Here is a 13,469-nt window from a genome sequence, read left to right as displayed (position 1 = left end):
ATCATTGGCCTCCAGCACAATTGATATCGGCCAAATTGACACCGACATCAAAGTAAGACTGCAGCGATAAGTCGTGACTGACAAACAGCAAGGTACTATTTTGCTCATCGCACACAGCCATGAGTAACTTCATAAAGTTGTCTCTAGCATAGGAATCCAACGCCGACGTAGGTTCGTCCACTATCAGCAAATCTGGTTGGTTGATTAATGCCCGAACTATCGCCACTCGTTGCTGCTGGCCCACACTTAATTCGCGGCTCGGTCGGTCTAACACCTCAGGCTTTAACTGTAACGCTGCTACTAACTCCAACATGCGCTGCTGAAAGGCATCTTGCTCAGCGCGCTCGGCTTTACCAGCAAACCAGGCTGCTAGGCGGATATTGTCAGCGACGGTCAAATAGGGGATGAGATTAAATTGCTGAAATACCACGCCAATGTGTTTGGCACGAAATCGGTCGCGCTGTCGTGCTGACATGCTGGTCAACGATTGGCCAAATACCTCAATGTCACCAGTGGTTGGTTTAAGCACGCCACACATGAGGTTCATTAGAGTACTTTTACCGGCGCCTGATGCGCCAAATACAAAACACTTTTGGCCGCTTTCCAACGCCCACTTCGGTATGTGAATGACATCGTTGGAGCCGTCGTAAGAAAAGCGAAGCTGCGTCAATGATATAGCAGCTTGGTCAGTGGTTAGTTCAACATTTTGCACTACAAAGACGCCCTATTTGACAAAACGATGACAGAGCTAAAACTCTATTCATCGAAGTTAGGCGATATGTTATAACACGTTTTTGTTACCATTCGACATTCACCGGAGTATCAATACATGTTCATTGCTCACCTGCGCTCGGCACTTTGCGCGATAGCCTTTGCCGCTTTCGCAGTTAATGCTGCAGCAGACGCGTCGACTGGCGAGTATCGTCAAATCGAGTGGATCGAATTAATGCCGGCCGATGACTTAGACGCATTACTCAACCCGCCGGATACCATTGACCAAATTGCCGACGGCAGCGCAGAAGATTCAGTCGAAGGACTGGCAGGGGCGGAGGACGAAGCAACCAAACGCTACCTAGCAGCGCTGGAATCGACCCGCGTGGTTGCAGAGTTCAACAATAGCAAAATCAGGTTACCTGGGTTTGTAGTGCCGCTAGAAATGAAAGATGAATTCACCGCCACAGAGTTTTTATTGGTGCCATTTTTCGGTGCTTGCCTGCACTTGCCGCCACCACCACCTAATCAAATTGTTTATGTCACATATGCCGATGGCGTAAAACTGAGTTCATACCAAGACGCTTTTTGGCTCGAAGGGACGTTAAAGGTAGAAACAACGGCAAGCGATATGGGGACGGCAGCTTACACTCTGGTGGTTGATTCCGTCGCGCCGTACTCCGAGTAACCAATAGTTCGAGTGACAATGAGCAAACTTAGACCACAGCGATTATTAACCCGATCGGCTCCGTCCTGGTGTTTGAAAACACTAGTGCTAGCGAGCCTGACACTGATGTCGCCTTCAGCTGTATTTGGCTGCGATAATCATGGACCGGGTTTCGGCTTTTACCCGATGAACATGCATCTCAAATCAGCATCAGATTTGAGTAGCCCGATTGCTCAAGGCATGGCATTGGCCGCAGAACCCAGATATACGGTGCCAGTGGGGCAAATTTCAGACGTGCCCTACACCATCATCGTGCCAGAGAGCGTTAGCGACGCCAAAGTGCTGTGGCAAGCCGATGATGCCGTGAGCTTAAACGGTGCCTCCGATCAACAAATTACCCCGGCCACCGATGCCGAGCTGATATTAACGGTGGCACCAACCAAAGCGGGTACCTATGTTCTCCGCGGTAAACTCAGTGGCGTCAGCGATGGTCAACCTGCTGCCAAGTCCAGTTTCATATTAATTAAGGCCGTTAGTGACGCTCCTAAAACGGCAAGCACGACTAATTAGTTTTTCAGTTTTAGTTAAATGGATACTCATAAAATGAAACAAGCTCTTGCCTATTCGGCCTTAACGTTGTCACTACTAGCGATGGGCGCTTCACCTGCACTCGCCGAATCATCAGCTCACCAACATGGCATTGCCGAACTTAACCTAGTGCAACAAGGCCAAGATCTGGAAATTGAATTTAGCTCGCCTCTTGCCAATATCATCGGGTTTGAGCATCAGCCAGAAACTGCCGATCAAATCAAAGCTTACCAAGCGGCAGTAACTGCTTATAAAGCCAGCACGCCTTTCTCATTTAGCGGCGCAAGTTGTAAGCTAACAGGCCAAGACGTGGAGTTTCCGTTCGAACTCGAATCGCACCAACATCAAGATGATCATGACAAGCACGAACATCATGATAAGCATGAGCACCATGACGAGCACGAACATCATGATAAGCATGAACACCATGACGAACATGAGCACCATGACCACAGCCAGCACAGCAACCTAATCGCTCACTATCAGTTCAGCTGTTCTGGTCCGGTATCAGCAATTGAAACTCAGTTATTTAGCGTCATGCCGCAACTTGAAACAATCAAAGTGCAGTGGTTTATTGACAGCAGCCAAGGCGGCTCAGAGTTGTCTAAACAAGCGACCGAGTTGACACTGAATTAATTACAGCAGAAGTGCCCCATCATCAGGCAGCACCGCTATCGGTGCTGCTTCTGGTTTGTAGTAGTTGTTCTAGCACCGAATCGAAAGCGCGTGCATTTTGATCAATCAACTCAATGCTGTTGCCCTGAGCTGACTGCAATGCTTGTTTGGCCAGTTCGCCATCAATCAAGCTAAACCCTAACGGACCTGTGTCTGTGGCGAACACCGCTTTCATCCGCTGACATTGCAGTTGTCGTAATACACTTTCGATACGATCCGAATCGAACAACCAGCCATCATCAAAGCGCCAACCGCAACTATAGTACTCACCCTTGTGGTTTCTGACTTCAGCATATCCGCACGTGGCAAGCTGCTGATTCATCGATGTTGCTGACTTCTCCAAAGCCGATTCATCATCGTGTTCATGATGATGGTGCTCATGGTCATGGTCATGATGATGGTGCTGGTGTTTTGAAGCGCGATCGAGTGCCGTTGAATCAAGCCAATGAAGTGCCAATTGCCCTTGTTCAATCGCAACGACGGGACAATGTTGTTTGCCTGCAACCGTCTGCACATACTGCTCTAGCTGTGCCGACTCGTGTTGATAACAATCACTTTTACTCGCTACGACCACATCGGCAACTTGCAGTTGTTGGTTGAAAATATCGTGTTCGGTGTAACGCCGATCAACAAGCACTCGGGCGTCGACTAATGTAATGGTCGAGCGAACTTCCAATACATCCTGATAGTGCTCAGAGCGGAGCAAATCTAGCACTTCCTGAGGGTGGCCTAATCCAGTGGGTTCGATGATCAATCGATCTGGCTTGGCCTGTTGAAGGAGCTTGTTCAAGGTTACTTTCGTCGGTAGCCCCATCACACAACACATGCAACCGCCGGGTACTTCAGCAATGAATATTTGTTCTTCCTCGCTGTGTTTGCCGCTCAACAAACGGCCATCAATGCCGATTTCGCCAAATTCATTGACCAACACGGCCCAGCGCTCATCTGCTGGTTTAGCTTGCAGTAAATGGGAGATCGTTGTGGTTTTTCCAACACCGAGAAAACCGGTAATGATGTTGGTTGGGATTCTACTTAATTTGTTCGACATGAGGTGCTGCTTGTGACGCCTCAAGGGCGCTCCATCTTGTTATCACTCTGGCATTTGTGATGAATGGTGCTCAATGATCATCCATCGGTTGCCTGTATTTCGGTACACAAAGGTAAAGCGAGCCTGAACGTCTGGCTCGTTATCAAACGAAAAGGTGTACACCCCTGAGTTAATAGCAATATCGCCGTGCAAGCGGACACTGCACTGATCAATTTTTCCAACCGGTTTTCTTGCCAAAAACAACTCAAAGTAGTCTTCAATTTCGGAGTGGCTCCGCCGCACATCATTAGAGATGGTCGGCAACAACACCGCATCCTGACAATACAGTGCAACTACTTCACTCGGCAGGCCTGTCTGAAGAGCGCTATTCCATTGTTCGAACAGCGCAAGGATATCCTTATCGTTTATCTCATGTTTAGTCATCGAAACTCTTTTTTTGGCGGGCTATCTCGACCTATTAGTGATCACTGTACCGACCTTTGCTGCTAACGATCAAATTTCAGGGCTTGTCCTATCGCAGCACTGGCTATCGTTTGTGAGCCATCGTAAACCTGTTGGCCATTAACTAAAGTTGCCATTACTTTCGCTGAAAAATCGACCCCATCAAATGGCGACCATTGGCACAAGTAGTTGGTATTTCGGTGAGTAACCGACGTTCCTTGATTGGGGTCAATCAACGCCAAATCAGCAAAATAGCCCTCGCGAATGAAACCACGCTCTGCAACTTGGTATCGGAGCGCAGGGTTATGCGCTGTTTTCTCGACCACTTGCGCAAGCGTCAACTGGCCACGTTTTACTTGCTCAAACAAAGTTAGCAGTGCATGTTGAACCAAAGGTAAACCGGCTGGTGCTTGAGCATAGGCTTGCTGCTTCTCGACCCAAGTATGAGGCGCATGATCGGTGGCAATGATATCAATTCGTTGATCACGAATGGCCTGTAGGATCGCCAAACGGTCGCTCTCTGCTTTTATCGCCGGATTACACTTAATCAGGTTGCCTCGTTGGGCATAATCTCGTTTTGAAAACCACAAGTGATGAACGCAGGCTTCTGCAGTAATCGATTTACCAACCACTGACCCAGGCTCAAACAATTCTAATTCGCGCGCCGTGGTGATGTGCAACACATTGAGCTGGGTACCGTGACGCTTGGCTAAATTGACCGCAAAGGACGACGATTGATAACAGGACTCAGCATCTCGAATGATCGGGTGGTGGTCAATTGTCAGTTCGTTATTGGTTTGCAGTACCCTCGCTAAATTATCAGCGATCACTGCACCATTCTCACAGTGAGTGGCAATCAGCACTGGGCATTCGCGGAAAATGTCTTCTAACACATCCGGTTGATCGACTAACAAATCGCCGGTTGAAGCGCCCATAAAGACTTTAACACCACAAACTTTGCTGGGGTCGACTTGCTTAATTTGATCTAAATTGTCGAGCGAAGCGCCTAGATAAAACGAATAGTTGGCCAATGATGATTGCGCCGCGATGGCATGTTTTTGCTCAAGCGCAGGAATGGTGGTGGTGGAAGGTTTAACGTTTGGCATTTCCATGTAACTGGTAATACCGCCAGCCACTGCCGCTCGTGATTCACTGGCAATGGTGCCCTTGTGGGTCATCCCAGGCTCGCGAAAATGCACTTGGTCATCGATCATCCCTGGCATCAATACCGCACCATTAGCATCAATGACTTGCGCTGTCGCCGGCACTGAAATTGACGATGCAATTTTGGCAATTCGCTCGCCATCAATTTTTACGTCACCTTCGGTTATCAGACCTTCATTGACGATACGAGCATTCTTAATCACTAGCTGACGCATGCTTTACTCCGACAAAGACGGTAATTTTTTATGTGACCGATTGCCACCAACGAAGACCCCAGTAAAGTCATGCCTTTTTCGCCATATTCGCCAAGCAAGTCATGGCCAATCGCCAACGCCAGAATTAGTAGCGCTAAACCTGATAGCCCCCAACTCAGCACTTGCCAGTGGCCATGCTTTCTGCAGCCCATGACCAGTGCGTAGGCACTGGTCGGTAAAATGCCAACAACCAAAATCAAATGAAATGATTCATCCGCAAGCATGGTTCCAGCCAACGCAGGTAAGAGCGCCATCGCAATTGGCAGCGCGGCGCAATGAATCGCGCACAACAATGAAATGCCGATGGCAATGCCGTCAAACGTCTGAGCCCTACTAGTCATATGTGATTCTCCGTATTACTCATCACATGAAAATGAGAGTCATTCTTAATAATCAAACAGCCAACAATTATGTTACAACATATCATTTTTGTGCAAGTGTCAATTTGAGGGTGTTTTTTAACCCAACGGTTTGAACACTAGTCCTTAAATTGGGCGCTGCGCGCGTCACAATGCTTCAATCAACAACCAACAAAAGGCAACCATTACCAATAGTACTGTTGGCTGTTTCCCCTTATCGCGACAAAAAATTCCGCTGCTTTTAATTGGCGGGGTCAACAATCCTCTGTTAGCCTCAATAGACATCACGATCAGCTGTGCCTGTTGTTCTTGTGTTGTTTTGCTGTCAAGTGGATTGATCAGAACGAAATAACAACCATCAATGGAACGAGAATGCTGGATACAGCACTGCAATTTATTGCCGATCAGTCCAATGACTTTTTGAAAGCCAAGACCGGTGTTACTGACAATATCGTCAAACTTGGCCAAGTGGTTGATGACAATGGCAAGTACGCCATCGGCAAAGAAAGCATCGCCCTCACCTTGCTCAACATGGAGCAAGAGGCAACAGCTCGCCAACAGCTTCCGAGTAACAGTTTTGTCAACGGCAAGACTGTAAAGCTCCCCCCTGAGCTGCGACTAAACCTCTATGTCATGCTGGTTGCTCGCTTTACTGAATACGACCAAGCACTAAAGTATTTGTCATTGCTGATGACCTTTTTTCAGTCGCATAGTGTCTTTAGAGCCGAACAGAATCCGGGCTTAAGCCAACAAATTTCCCGCATCAGCCTTGATCTGCAATCACTGAGTTACGACCAACTCAATCAAATATGGGCGTTTTTGGGTGGTAAACACCTACCCAGCGTCATGTACAAAATACGATTAGTGAGTCTGCATGATCAGGCCTTAGCAACGATTGGCCCTCCGGTTTTGTCAGTGCATAGCAATATTAACTCTGCTGAGCACAGGAGTTAGTGCCTATGACTCACGCCAAACTACTAGAGCTGCCGATTAGCCATGACTACTACCAAGGACCGTGTGCTGATTTATGGTGGCAACCGACACCACAGAGTCAGCGAAGCCTTGACGCTTGTTGCCATAAACTAGTTAGTCATGGCGGTCATAGCGAAATCTACTTTGAGCAACAGGCTGAACATTTACCAAGACACTCAATGGCCGATCAGGTATTGCAGTTTTGGTTGTGTATTTCACAAACACATTTTGCTGCGGTCACTGCACTGCCTGAGGCCAGCAACTACTTGCCGGTCTATCGTAACGATGACGACGCAAGTTCACTGAACCCGCCAAAGCAATATTTGCAAGTTCCCGGCCGTTACAATTTCTCCCTCACTTTTGAGCAGCGACCAATTCAGCTAAAGCTTGCATCAGATAGCGGTCAAACGATTGTCAGCAAGCATATTACCGATGGTTATCAGAGCACTGATTTCAGTTTGTTGTTAACACAGTTTGGCACTGGCTGTTACACCGTGTCAGAAACCTATAACGATCAAACCGTCAGCCACAACATCTGCTATCAGCCCGATATGCCTGCCAATGCAATCGCATTATTGGAGCTGACCATTGCCGCAGATTTTTATCAAACAGCACCATCAATGGCGCTGCATTTTAATGCCCGAGATGATGTCTTGAGCTACTACGTGCTGGCGTCCAATTATCTCGCAGAAGATTTCGCTGCGCTCACCATTGCTGACGCAGGTGCCAACGAGCAACAACGACAAGTAATCATGTTTTCCCGAGTAGACGCTGACGACTTCACAGACGCACATGTGTCAGCAGATTTACTCACAACCAATGGCACCAAGGTGGTGCTGTTCCACTCCCAATTGCCGGTCAGTCGACGTCAACAGGGACCCAAGAAGCTGCAGTTAAAGCTAGGAGATGACGTTTTAATTAGCAGTTTGCCGACTCCAGGCAGTAGCAGCATAACGTCGGATTTTTTTATTCATGTAGCCAAACCTTAGGAGAGTTGAGCCATGCCTGCTTACAAAACCCCGGGCGTATATGTTGAGGAAATATCGGTTTTTCCGCCATCGGTGGCGGAAGTCGAAACGGCCATTCCCGCTTTCGTCGGCTATACCGAGAAAGCCAGCAAAAGCACAGCGAATGATTTGATCTTAAAGCCAACCAAAATTAGCTCCATGACCGAGTTCAACCAGTATTTTGGTGACTGCGCCTACGATGATATCTCTCTCAGCATCACCGCAAGCGGCACCAGCTATGTGACCAGCAGCTTCTCTGTGCCAGATCCTAGCTACATCCTTTGGTACGCCATGAAGATGTTCTTCGATAATGGTGGAGGCAAGTGCTACATCGTCTCAGTTGGTACCCACAAGACCACTCCAGTGGTAAACAATGAGGGTGATGAGAGTGACGACGTAACCGCCAAGTATGGTTTGCTCGACGGTATCAAAGCGGTTCAAAACGAAGATGAGCCCACGTTGCTGGTGGTGCCAGAAGCGACCAAGCTAACAACAACCGACTACCAAGCCTTGGTTCAGGCGATGTTATTGCAATGCAGCGTGTTGCAAGACCGCTTTGCGATTTTCGATGTGTTTCAGGGCAACAGCAAACTCGATAGCGATGCGCAGGGTATCAACCGCGGTTACTTTGGCAGCAACCACCTAAAGTATGGCGCCAGTTATTATCCGTTTGTTAAGACCACCATGTTACATAAGGTCAAAGCGGACCTCAGCAATGTCAAAGTTACTATCGGCGCCGAATCCGAAGTTACTCTCGGCTCTCTCGAAACGAGCAACACTGCTGCCTTTAACTATGTGAAGAAAAAAATCACCGAAGCCTATGTCACCTTGCCGCCTTCCTCTTCGGTTGCCGGTGCCTATGCGTCCGTTGACCTTAATCGTGGAGTATGGAAGTCACCGGCCAACATTAGTTTGGTCGGCGTTATTGAGCCCGTTGTCAAGATTGACACCCCCTATCAAGATGAACTCAACGTCGACGCTGGATCGGGTAAATCAATCAACGCAATTCGCGCCGTTGCTGGCAAAGGTACGCTAATTTGGGGCGCTCGTACCCTCGCCGGGAACGACAATGAATGGCGTTACATTTCAGTTCGTCGCTTTTTCAACCTGGTCGAAGAGTCGGTCAAAAAATCGACCGACTGGGCCGTGTTTGAACCCAATGACGCCAATACCTGGGTCAAAGTGCGTGGCATGATTGAGTCGTACCTCACCCAAAAATGGCGCGAAGGCGCGCTGGTTGGCGCCAAACCTGAAGATGCCTTTTTCGTTCGCTGTGGCTTAGGCGTCACCATGAATGCCCAAGACATTCTCGAAGGCCGAATGAATGTCGAAATCGGCATGGCTGTAGTGCGGCCCGCTGAATTCATCATTCTCAAGTTCTCTCACAAACTACAAAACTCTTGAACCCGGTGATAAGGAGCAAAACTTATGTCTGAATTATATCCGTTGCCCGTTTTTCATTTTGTAGTTCAGTGGGGCGGTCTCCGTATTGGCTTCTCTGAAGTGGCTGGTCTGAATCAAGAAGTTCAGGCCATCGAGTATCGCGATGGTTCGTTCCCAGAGTATTCCACCATCAAGATGCCGGGTTTGAAAAAGTACAGCAACGTCACTCTCAAACGCGGCATCATTGCCGGCGACAACCAGTTTTTCAATTGGCTGAATACGGTCAAGATGCATACCGTTGAGCGTCGTGACTTAGTCATTTCGTTGCTTAATGAAGAACACGTGCCGGTGATGAACTGGAAAATCCACAATGCCTTTCCGGTCAAAGTAGAAGGGCCGGGATTAAAAGCATCGGGCAATGAGGTGGCTATCGAATCGATTGAGCTAGCCCACGAAGGGCTAGAGCTACAAAACGATTAGCTCAGCTGGTGACGACAATGAGCGTTTATTACCCACCCGTTGGTTTTCACTTTAAGGTCGAGATCGGTGGCTTTGGCGATTCGATCGACGCCCGTTTTTCTGATGTTGCCGGACTCAGTGAAGAATTGGTCACTGAGGAAGTGGCCGAGGGTGGCCAAAACCGCTTTGTGCAAAAGTATCCAGTCACGGCCAAACACCCTGAACTGACGCTCAAGCGTGGTTTGCTGAAGCATTCGGAACTGGTCGTGTGGGTACGCGATTGCATTGAGAACTTCAGCATTACCCCTCGTGACATGGATATCAAATTACTCAACGAAGAGCATGAACCATTGCTCACTTGGCATTTAACGAATGCTTACCCGGTGAAATGGGCAGTGACTGATCTATCGGCCACCAGCAATAGCATCGTTGTCGAGTCACTGCAGTTTTTCTATCAAACTTTCTCAATCACCCGGACCTGATATGCCGCTATTAATTGATGAAGTCGTCATAAGTATCCAAGTTGACAACCACCAAAGTGGCGGTGCCAGCGGGCGACCAACTGAACTACAAAACAAACAGCAGATCGTCGCTGAGTGCGTTGAGCAAGTAATGGAATTGCTGCAACAGCGGGAAGAGCCTTAACCATGGCTGGGCAATTAGAAAAATTAAAAGTCCTGGCTTACACCCAGGCCGATTATAACGGACCGGTGCTGGCTGAGTTTCATGCTTATGTGAACCCCAGTGAGTTAACTCTGGCTTACGAAATGGAATACGACTCAGCTCAGGGCAGCGGCACCACCGCTAGCCGCATGGAGTTTAAGCAAATTAAGCCTAGCGATTTGAGTGTTAACTTTTTTATTGATGGCACAGGTTCCAATGGCCAGTTAGTTGACGTTCAACAGCAAGTCGAAGCATTTCAACAAACCACTGGTTATAACGGTGATATTCACCGCCCGAACTATCTCATTATCGCTTGGGGCAACATGCAAGTCAGGCGCTGTGTACTTAAATCGGCGTCGATCACCTATAAGCTGTTTAAACCCAGTGGCGAGCCATTGCGCGCGCTGATCAGTGCGACTTTTACTGACAACTCTGATGACACTAACCGTGTCGCATTGGCGCAAGATCAATCACCCGACCTCACTCACTTGCGAATATTCAAAGCTGGTGACTCACTCCCCGCCCTGTGCCAGCAAATCTATGGCAACGCGCTGGTTTACCCGCAAGTAGCGAGATTTAACGGCCTCACCAGTTTTCGTCAGATCAAACCCGGTACCCAATTGCGCTTCCCGCCAATGGAGCAGTCATGACGAAGTCTGCTCGGACGTTACCAATCGGCGCTGAACACCGGGAGTTCAGCGTTAAAGTAAACGGCCAACAGGTGCCGCGCAGCCAGCAATTATTGAGCGCATCGGTTAGCGCGATTGCCAATAAGATCGCCTCGGCGAAATTGGTCTATCAGGATGGCGCGGCAGCGACTGGTCAATTCCAACTGATCGAGCAAAACCTGTTTAGCATCGGCAGCCGGATCGAGATTTTTGCTGGTCCCTCAGCACAGCAGCAGATGCTATTTGCCGGTTTGGTGATCGGCCACAAAATTAAGATAACAGAAGGGTCAGCGCCGCAACTCATTATCACTTGTAAGCATCAGGCCATAAAAGCCACCCTCAGCCAACAAGGCCGCTATTTTGAATCGCAACGCGACAGTGACATCATTGAACAGGTGCTCAATGAGCATGGCCTCAATGTGCAAGTTGAAGCCACTACCTTTACTCACTTGCACATGGTGCAAAGCGACAGCAGCGATTGGCAATTTTGCCTACAGCGAGCTTGCGCTAATGGTCTTTTAGTTTTGACTCGGGGCGACCGTCTGCTCTACAGCAAAGCCGACTTGTCCGCTGATCCAACGTGTCATTTGCAATTCGGAGCAACGTTATTGGCAGCCGATCTGGCCACCGATGCGCGCCAACAAGCAAGCAGTCATCAAGCCCGCTTTTGGGATCCAAGCGAACAACAAGTAGTTGTCGAGAACGGCACGTCACAGCTAGAGACAACACCAGGCAACAGCAGCCCAAGTCAGTTAGCCGCAAGCATGGGTAGTCCACAGAAGGTGCTGCGCCAAAGCACCGAGCGTAGCGAAGAAAGTCGCCAATGGGCGAATGCGAGCCAACTTGAAGCCGAACTAAATCGTGTGACTGGCAGCATCAAAACACTAGGGTTGGCGCAAGTGTTGCCCGGCGATTGTGTCCAGCTTTCGGGATTGAGTAGCGCTTTTAACGGCAAAGCCTTGGTCACTGGCGTGCGTCATGAAATGGATACCATCAATGGCTGGCGTAGCCATTTTCAGATCGGTGGCATCAGCCGCCCTGCACCTGCGGCGCCATTGCCCGAAGTCGCAGGCTTGATGATCGGCATTGTCATTAGCAATGACGATCCGGATGGCGAGTTCCGAGTCAAAATCAGGTTACCTATCCTCGATAATGACGCAGAGGGCATTTGGGCCCGTGTTGGCGCTTTAGATGCTGGCGATGACCGTGGTTTGATGCTCCGCCCCGAAGTTGGTGATGAGGTCATCGTCGGCTTTATTCAACAAGATCCCAGAAGAGCTGTCATCCTCGGCATGCTCCACAGCTCTGCCCACCCAGCACCCGCACAGCCCAGTGACGATAATCATATCAAGTTATTCAAAAGCCGCAGTGGCCTGCAAATACGCTTGGATGATGACTTGCAACAAATCGAGCTGATCACCACAAACGACAAAAAGCTACTGCTCAATGATGAAGGCGATGAACTGTTGTTGAGTGATGAACATGGCAACAGCGTCAAGCTAAGTGGTGACGGCATGACGCTGACCAGCGAAGGCGATATCAAACTGACAGCAAGCGGCGATATTGACATTCAAGCCACTAATATTTCGATGGCGGCGTCAGCCAATTTTAAAGCCGAAGGTGCTGCTGGTGCAGACTTAACCACTTCGGCAGTAGCGACAGTCAAAGGTTCCTTGGTGAAAATCAACTAGGAGAAACAAATGCCCAGCGCAGCAAGGATTGGCGATACAACAAATCACGGCGGCACAGTTATCGGCCCCGGCAACGCCACGGTATTAATCGCAGGGCGACCTGCTGCTGTACTCGGCGATAAACACGTCTGTGGCCTTCCCCCTCACATTCATCAACCAACCGTCAGCCCCTTTATTGCCGCCAGTAGTTCAGTATTAATCGGCGGCGTACCTGCAATCCGCGCCGGCGATAGCTGCGTTTGTGGTGCAACCGTTGTGGTCGGTGAACTGACAGTGCAAATAGGGTAACGCTCATGAGTAACCAAGGGTTTCTGGGGAAAGGCTGGCAATTCCCACCAAATTTTTCCCGCGCAAGTGGTCAAGTCTCATTGGTTGAAGGCGAACAAGACATTGAGCAAAGTTTGCGCATCTTGTTGGCTACCAACGCCGGTGAACGGTTTTTAGTGCCTGAGTACGGCCTCGACATGCAATCTCAATTGTTTGAATCGCCCAATAGCACGGCGAGAAATTTACTCAAAGATCGCATTGTCCGAACCCTGCTCATCCACGAACCACGGATCAAGGTGCTGCAGTTAACACTGGACGATAGCAACCTCAACGAGGGCAAATTAATTCTCAGTCTCGACTATCAAATCAGGGCTAGCAACTCGCGTTTTAATCTGGTCTACCCCTACTACTTAACCGACGGCACCGAAGTCAGCCCGAAAGTGTAACGGAAC

Annotated in this window: 18 protein-coding genes; 13 read left to right on the top strand and 5 right to left on the bottom strand. The window is 49.1% G+C overall.

Going from position 1 to position 13,469, the window contains the following annotated elements; translation table 11 throughout:
* Position 1: 1 nt before the first annotated feature.
* Positions 2–712, bottom strand: a complete 711-nt coding sequence (locus tag CBE68_RS13570; RefSeq protein WP_087506640.1) for an ABC transporter ATP-binding protein — start codon at positions 710–712, stop codon at positions 2–4.
* Positions 713–829: 117 nt separating this feature from the next.
* On the opposite strand from CBE68_RS13570, the gene CBE68_RS13565 reads away from it, so the two are divergent.
* The 3 genes from CBE68_RS13565 to CBE68_RS13555 all read left to right on the top strand — a co-directional run bounded on the left by CBE68_RS13565 (position 830) and on the right by CBE68_RS13555 (position 2,602).
* Positions 830–1,399 carry a DUF3299 domain-containing protein gene (locus tag CBE68_RS13565; RefSeq protein WP_087506639.1) on the top strand — a complete coding sequence of 190 codons (570 nt, stop codon included), beginning with the start codon at positions 830–832 and terminating at the stop codon, positions 1,397–1,399.
* A gap of 165 nt (positions 1,400–1,564) precedes the next feature.
* Positions 1,565–1,948 (top strand): hypothetical protein, encoded by a 384-nt coding sequence (locus CBE68_RS13560; protein ID WP_158100604.1) that lies wholly within the window; start codon positions 1,565–1,567, stop codon positions 1,946–1,948.
* 33 nt (positions 1,949–1,981) lie between these two features.
* Entirely contained in the window at positions 1,982–2,602 is a 621-nt protein-coding gene (locus tag CBE68_RS13555; protein ID WP_158100603.1) for a ZrgA family zinc uptake protein, read from the top strand.
* A 22-nt stretch (positions 2,603–2,624) separates the two neighbouring features.
* Here CBE68_RS13555 and CBE68_RS13550 read toward each other — a convergent pair whose 3' ends face one another.
* From CBE68_RS13550 to CBE68_RS13535, 4 genes are all read right to left on the bottom strand, one after another.
* The gene (locus CBE68_RS13550; RefSeq protein WP_087506636.1) at positions 2,625–3,689 is read right to left on the bottom strand and encodes a CobW family GTP-binding protein; all 1,065 of its coding nucleotides are present in this window, start codon (positions 3,687–3,689) and stop codon (positions 2,625–2,627) included.
* Positions 3,690–3,731: 42 nt separating this feature from the next.
* A complete protein-coding gene (locus CBE68_RS13545; protein WP_229744751.1) occupies positions 3,732–4,112 on the bottom strand; it encodes an SgcJ/EcaC family oxidoreductase in 381 nt (126 codons plus the stop codon).
* Positions 4,113–4,174: 62 nt separating this feature from the next.
* Positions 4,175–5,509: a dihydroorotase gene (locus tag CBE68_RS13540; protein WP_087506635.1), complete on the bottom strand. Its 1,335-nt coding sequence runs from the start codon at positions 5,507–5,509 to the stop codon at positions 4,175–4,177.
* Positions 5,497–5,889, bottom strand: a complete 393-nt coding sequence (locus CBE68_RS13535; protein WP_087506634.1) for a MerC domain-containing protein — start codon at positions 5,887–5,889, stop codon at positions 5,497–5,499. Before CBE68_RS13535 ends, CBE68_RS13540 begins: the two co-directional genes overlap by 13 nt.
* A 390-nt stretch (positions 5,890–6,279) precedes the next feature.
* Here CBE68_RS13535 and CBE68_RS13525 point away from each other — a divergent pair, with 390 nt between their 5' ends.
* From CBE68_RS13525 to CBE68_RS13485, 10 genes are read left to right on the top strand one after another with little or no spacing between them, the layout of a single operon-like run.
* Positions 6,280–6,861: a DUF4255 domain-containing protein gene (locus CBE68_RS13525; protein WP_087506632.1), complete on the top strand. Its 582-nt coding sequence runs from the start codon at positions 6,280–6,282 to the stop codon at positions 6,859–6,861.
* A 5-nt stretch (positions 6,862–6,866) separates the two neighbouring features.
* Positions 6,867–7,868, top strand: a complete 1,002-nt coding sequence (locus CBE68_RS13520; RefSeq protein ID WP_087506631.1) for a hypothetical protein — start codon at positions 6,867–6,869, stop codon at positions 7,866–7,868.
* A 12-nt stretch (positions 7,869–7,880) separates the two neighbouring features.
* Positions 7,881–9,290: a phage tail sheath family protein gene (locus CBE68_RS13515; protein ID WP_087506630.1), complete on the top strand. Its 1,410-nt coding sequence runs from the start codon at positions 7,881–7,883 to the stop codon at positions 9,288–9,290.
* 24 nt (positions 9,291–9,314) lie between these two features.
* Complete coding sequence (locus CBE68_RS13510; RefSeq protein WP_087506629.1) at positions 9,315–9,749, top strand: phage tail protein; 435 nt, start codon at positions 9,315–9,317, stop codon at positions 9,747–9,749.
* Between the two features lie 17 nt (positions 9,750–9,766).
* The gene (locus tag CBE68_RS13505; RefSeq protein WP_087506628.1) at positions 9,767–10,210 is read left to right on the top strand and encodes a phage tail protein; all 444 of its coding nucleotides are present in this window, start codon (positions 9,767–9,769) and stop codon (positions 10,208–10,210) included.
* A gap of 1 nt (position 10,211) precedes the next feature.
* Positions 10,212–10,373 (top strand): DUF5908 family protein, encoded by a 162-nt coding sequence (locus tag CBE68_RS18855; protein WP_188708271.1) that lies wholly within the window; start codon positions 10,212–10,214, stop codon positions 10,371–10,373.
* 2 nt (positions 10,374–10,375) lie between these two features.
* On the top strand, positions 10,376–11,041 hold the full coding sequence (locus CBE68_RS13500) for a CIS tube protein (RefSeq protein WP_087506627.1): 666 nt from the start codon (positions 10,376–10,378) through the stop codon (positions 11,039–11,041).
* The gene (vgrG, locus tag CBE68_RS13495; protein WP_087506626.1) at positions 11,038–12,750 is read left to right on the top strand and encodes a type VI secretion system tip protein VgrG; all 1,713 of its coding nucleotides are present in this window, start codon (positions 11,038–11,040) and stop codon (positions 12,748–12,750) included. The genes CBE68_RS13500 and vgrG overlap by 4 nt, the downstream gene beginning before the upstream one ends.
* 9 nt (positions 12,751–12,759) lie before the next feature.
* Positions 12,760–13,038, top strand: coding sequence for a PAAR domain-containing protein (locus CBE68_RS13490; RefSeq protein WP_087506625.1), 279 nt, complete (start codon positions 12,760–12,762; stop codon positions 13,036–13,038).
* A gap of 5 nt (positions 13,039–13,043) precedes the next feature.
* Positions 13,044–13,463: a GPW/gp25 family protein gene (locus tag CBE68_RS13485; RefSeq protein ID WP_087506624.1), complete on the top strand. Its 420-nt coding sequence runs from the start codon at positions 13,044–13,046 to the stop codon at positions 13,461–13,463.
* Positions 13,464–13,469: the final 6 nt, after the last annotated feature.

Origin of the sequence: Neiella marina (assembly GCF_002165625.1) — a bacterium.
GTDB lineage: Bacteria > Pseudomonadota > Gammaproteobacteria > Enterobacterales > Neiellaceae > Neiella > Neiella marina.
The sequence above is the reverse complement of the archived record's forward strand: the minus strand, read 5'-3'. Positions and strand labels throughout refer to the sequence as shown.

Excerpts from the sequence above, each read along its gene's own strand:
- CBE68_RS13490 (WP_087506625.1), top strand. The coding sequence starts at position 12,760 with ATGCCCAGCGCAGCAAGGATTGGCGATACAACAAATCACGGCGGCACA.
- CBE68_RS13505 (WP_087506628.1), top strand. The coding sequence starts at position 9,767 with ATGAGCGTTTATTACCCACCCGTTGGTTTTCACTTTAAGGTCGAGATC.
- CBE68_RS13520 (WP_087506631.1), top strand. The coding sequence starts at position 6,867 with ATGACTCACGCCAAACTACTAGAGCTGCCGATTAGCCATGACTACTAC.
- CBE68_RS13535 (WP_087506634.1), bottom strand. The coding sequence starts at position 5,889 with ATGACTAGTAGGGCTCAGACGTTTGACGGCATTGCCATCGGCATTTCA.
- CBE68_RS13565 (WP_087506639.1), top strand. The coding sequence starts at position 830 with ATGTTCATTGCTCACCTGCGCTCGGCACTTTGCGCGATAGCCTTTGCC.
- CBE68_RS13510 (WP_087506629.1), top strand. The coding sequence starts at position 9,315 with ATGTCTGAATTATATCCGTTGCCCGTTTTTCATTTTGTAGTTCAGTGG.
- CBE68_RS13500 (WP_087506627.1), top strand. The coding sequence starts at position 10,376 with ATGGCTGGGCAATTAGAAAAATTAAAAGTCCTGGCTTACACCCAGGCC.
- CBE68_RS13560 (WP_158100604.1), top strand. The coding sequence starts at position 1,565 with ATGAACATGCATCTCAAATCAGCATCAGATTTGAGTAGCCCGATTGCT.
- CBE68_RS13540 (WP_087506635.1), bottom strand. The coding sequence starts at position 5,509 with ATGCGTCAGCTAGTGATTAAGAATGCTCGTATCGTCAATGAAGGTCTG.
- vgrG (WP_087506626.1), top strand. The coding sequence starts at position 11,038 with ATGACGAAGTCTGCTCGGACGTTACCAATCGGCGCTGAACACCGGGAG.
- CBE68_RS13525 (WP_087506632.1), top strand. The coding sequence starts at position 6,280 with ATGCTGGATACAGCACTGCAATTTATTGCCGATCAGTCCAATGACTTT.
- CBE68_RS13515 (WP_087506630.1), top strand. The coding sequence starts at position 7,881 with ATGCCTGCTTACAAAACCCCGGGCGTATATGTTGAGGAAATATCGGTT.
- CBE68_RS18855 (WP_188708271.1), top strand. The coding sequence starts at position 10,212 with ATGCCGCTATTAATTGATGAAGTCGTCATAAGTATCCAAGTTGACAAC.
- CBE68_RS13485 (WP_087506624.1), top strand. The coding sequence starts at position 13,044 with ATGAGTAACCAAGGGTTTCTGGGGAAAGGCTGGCAATTCCCACCAAAT.
- CBE68_RS13545 (WP_229744751.1), bottom strand. The coding sequence starts at position 4,112 with ATGACTAAACATGAGATAAACGATAAGGATATCCTTGCGCTGTTCGAA.
- CBE68_RS13555 (WP_158100603.1), top strand. The coding sequence starts at position 1,982 with ATGAAACAAGCTCTTGCCTATTCGGCCTTAACGTTGTCACTACTAGCG.
- CBE68_RS13550 (WP_087506636.1), bottom strand. The coding sequence starts at position 3,689 with ATGTCGAACAAATTAAGTAGAATCCCAACCAACATCATTACCGGTTTT.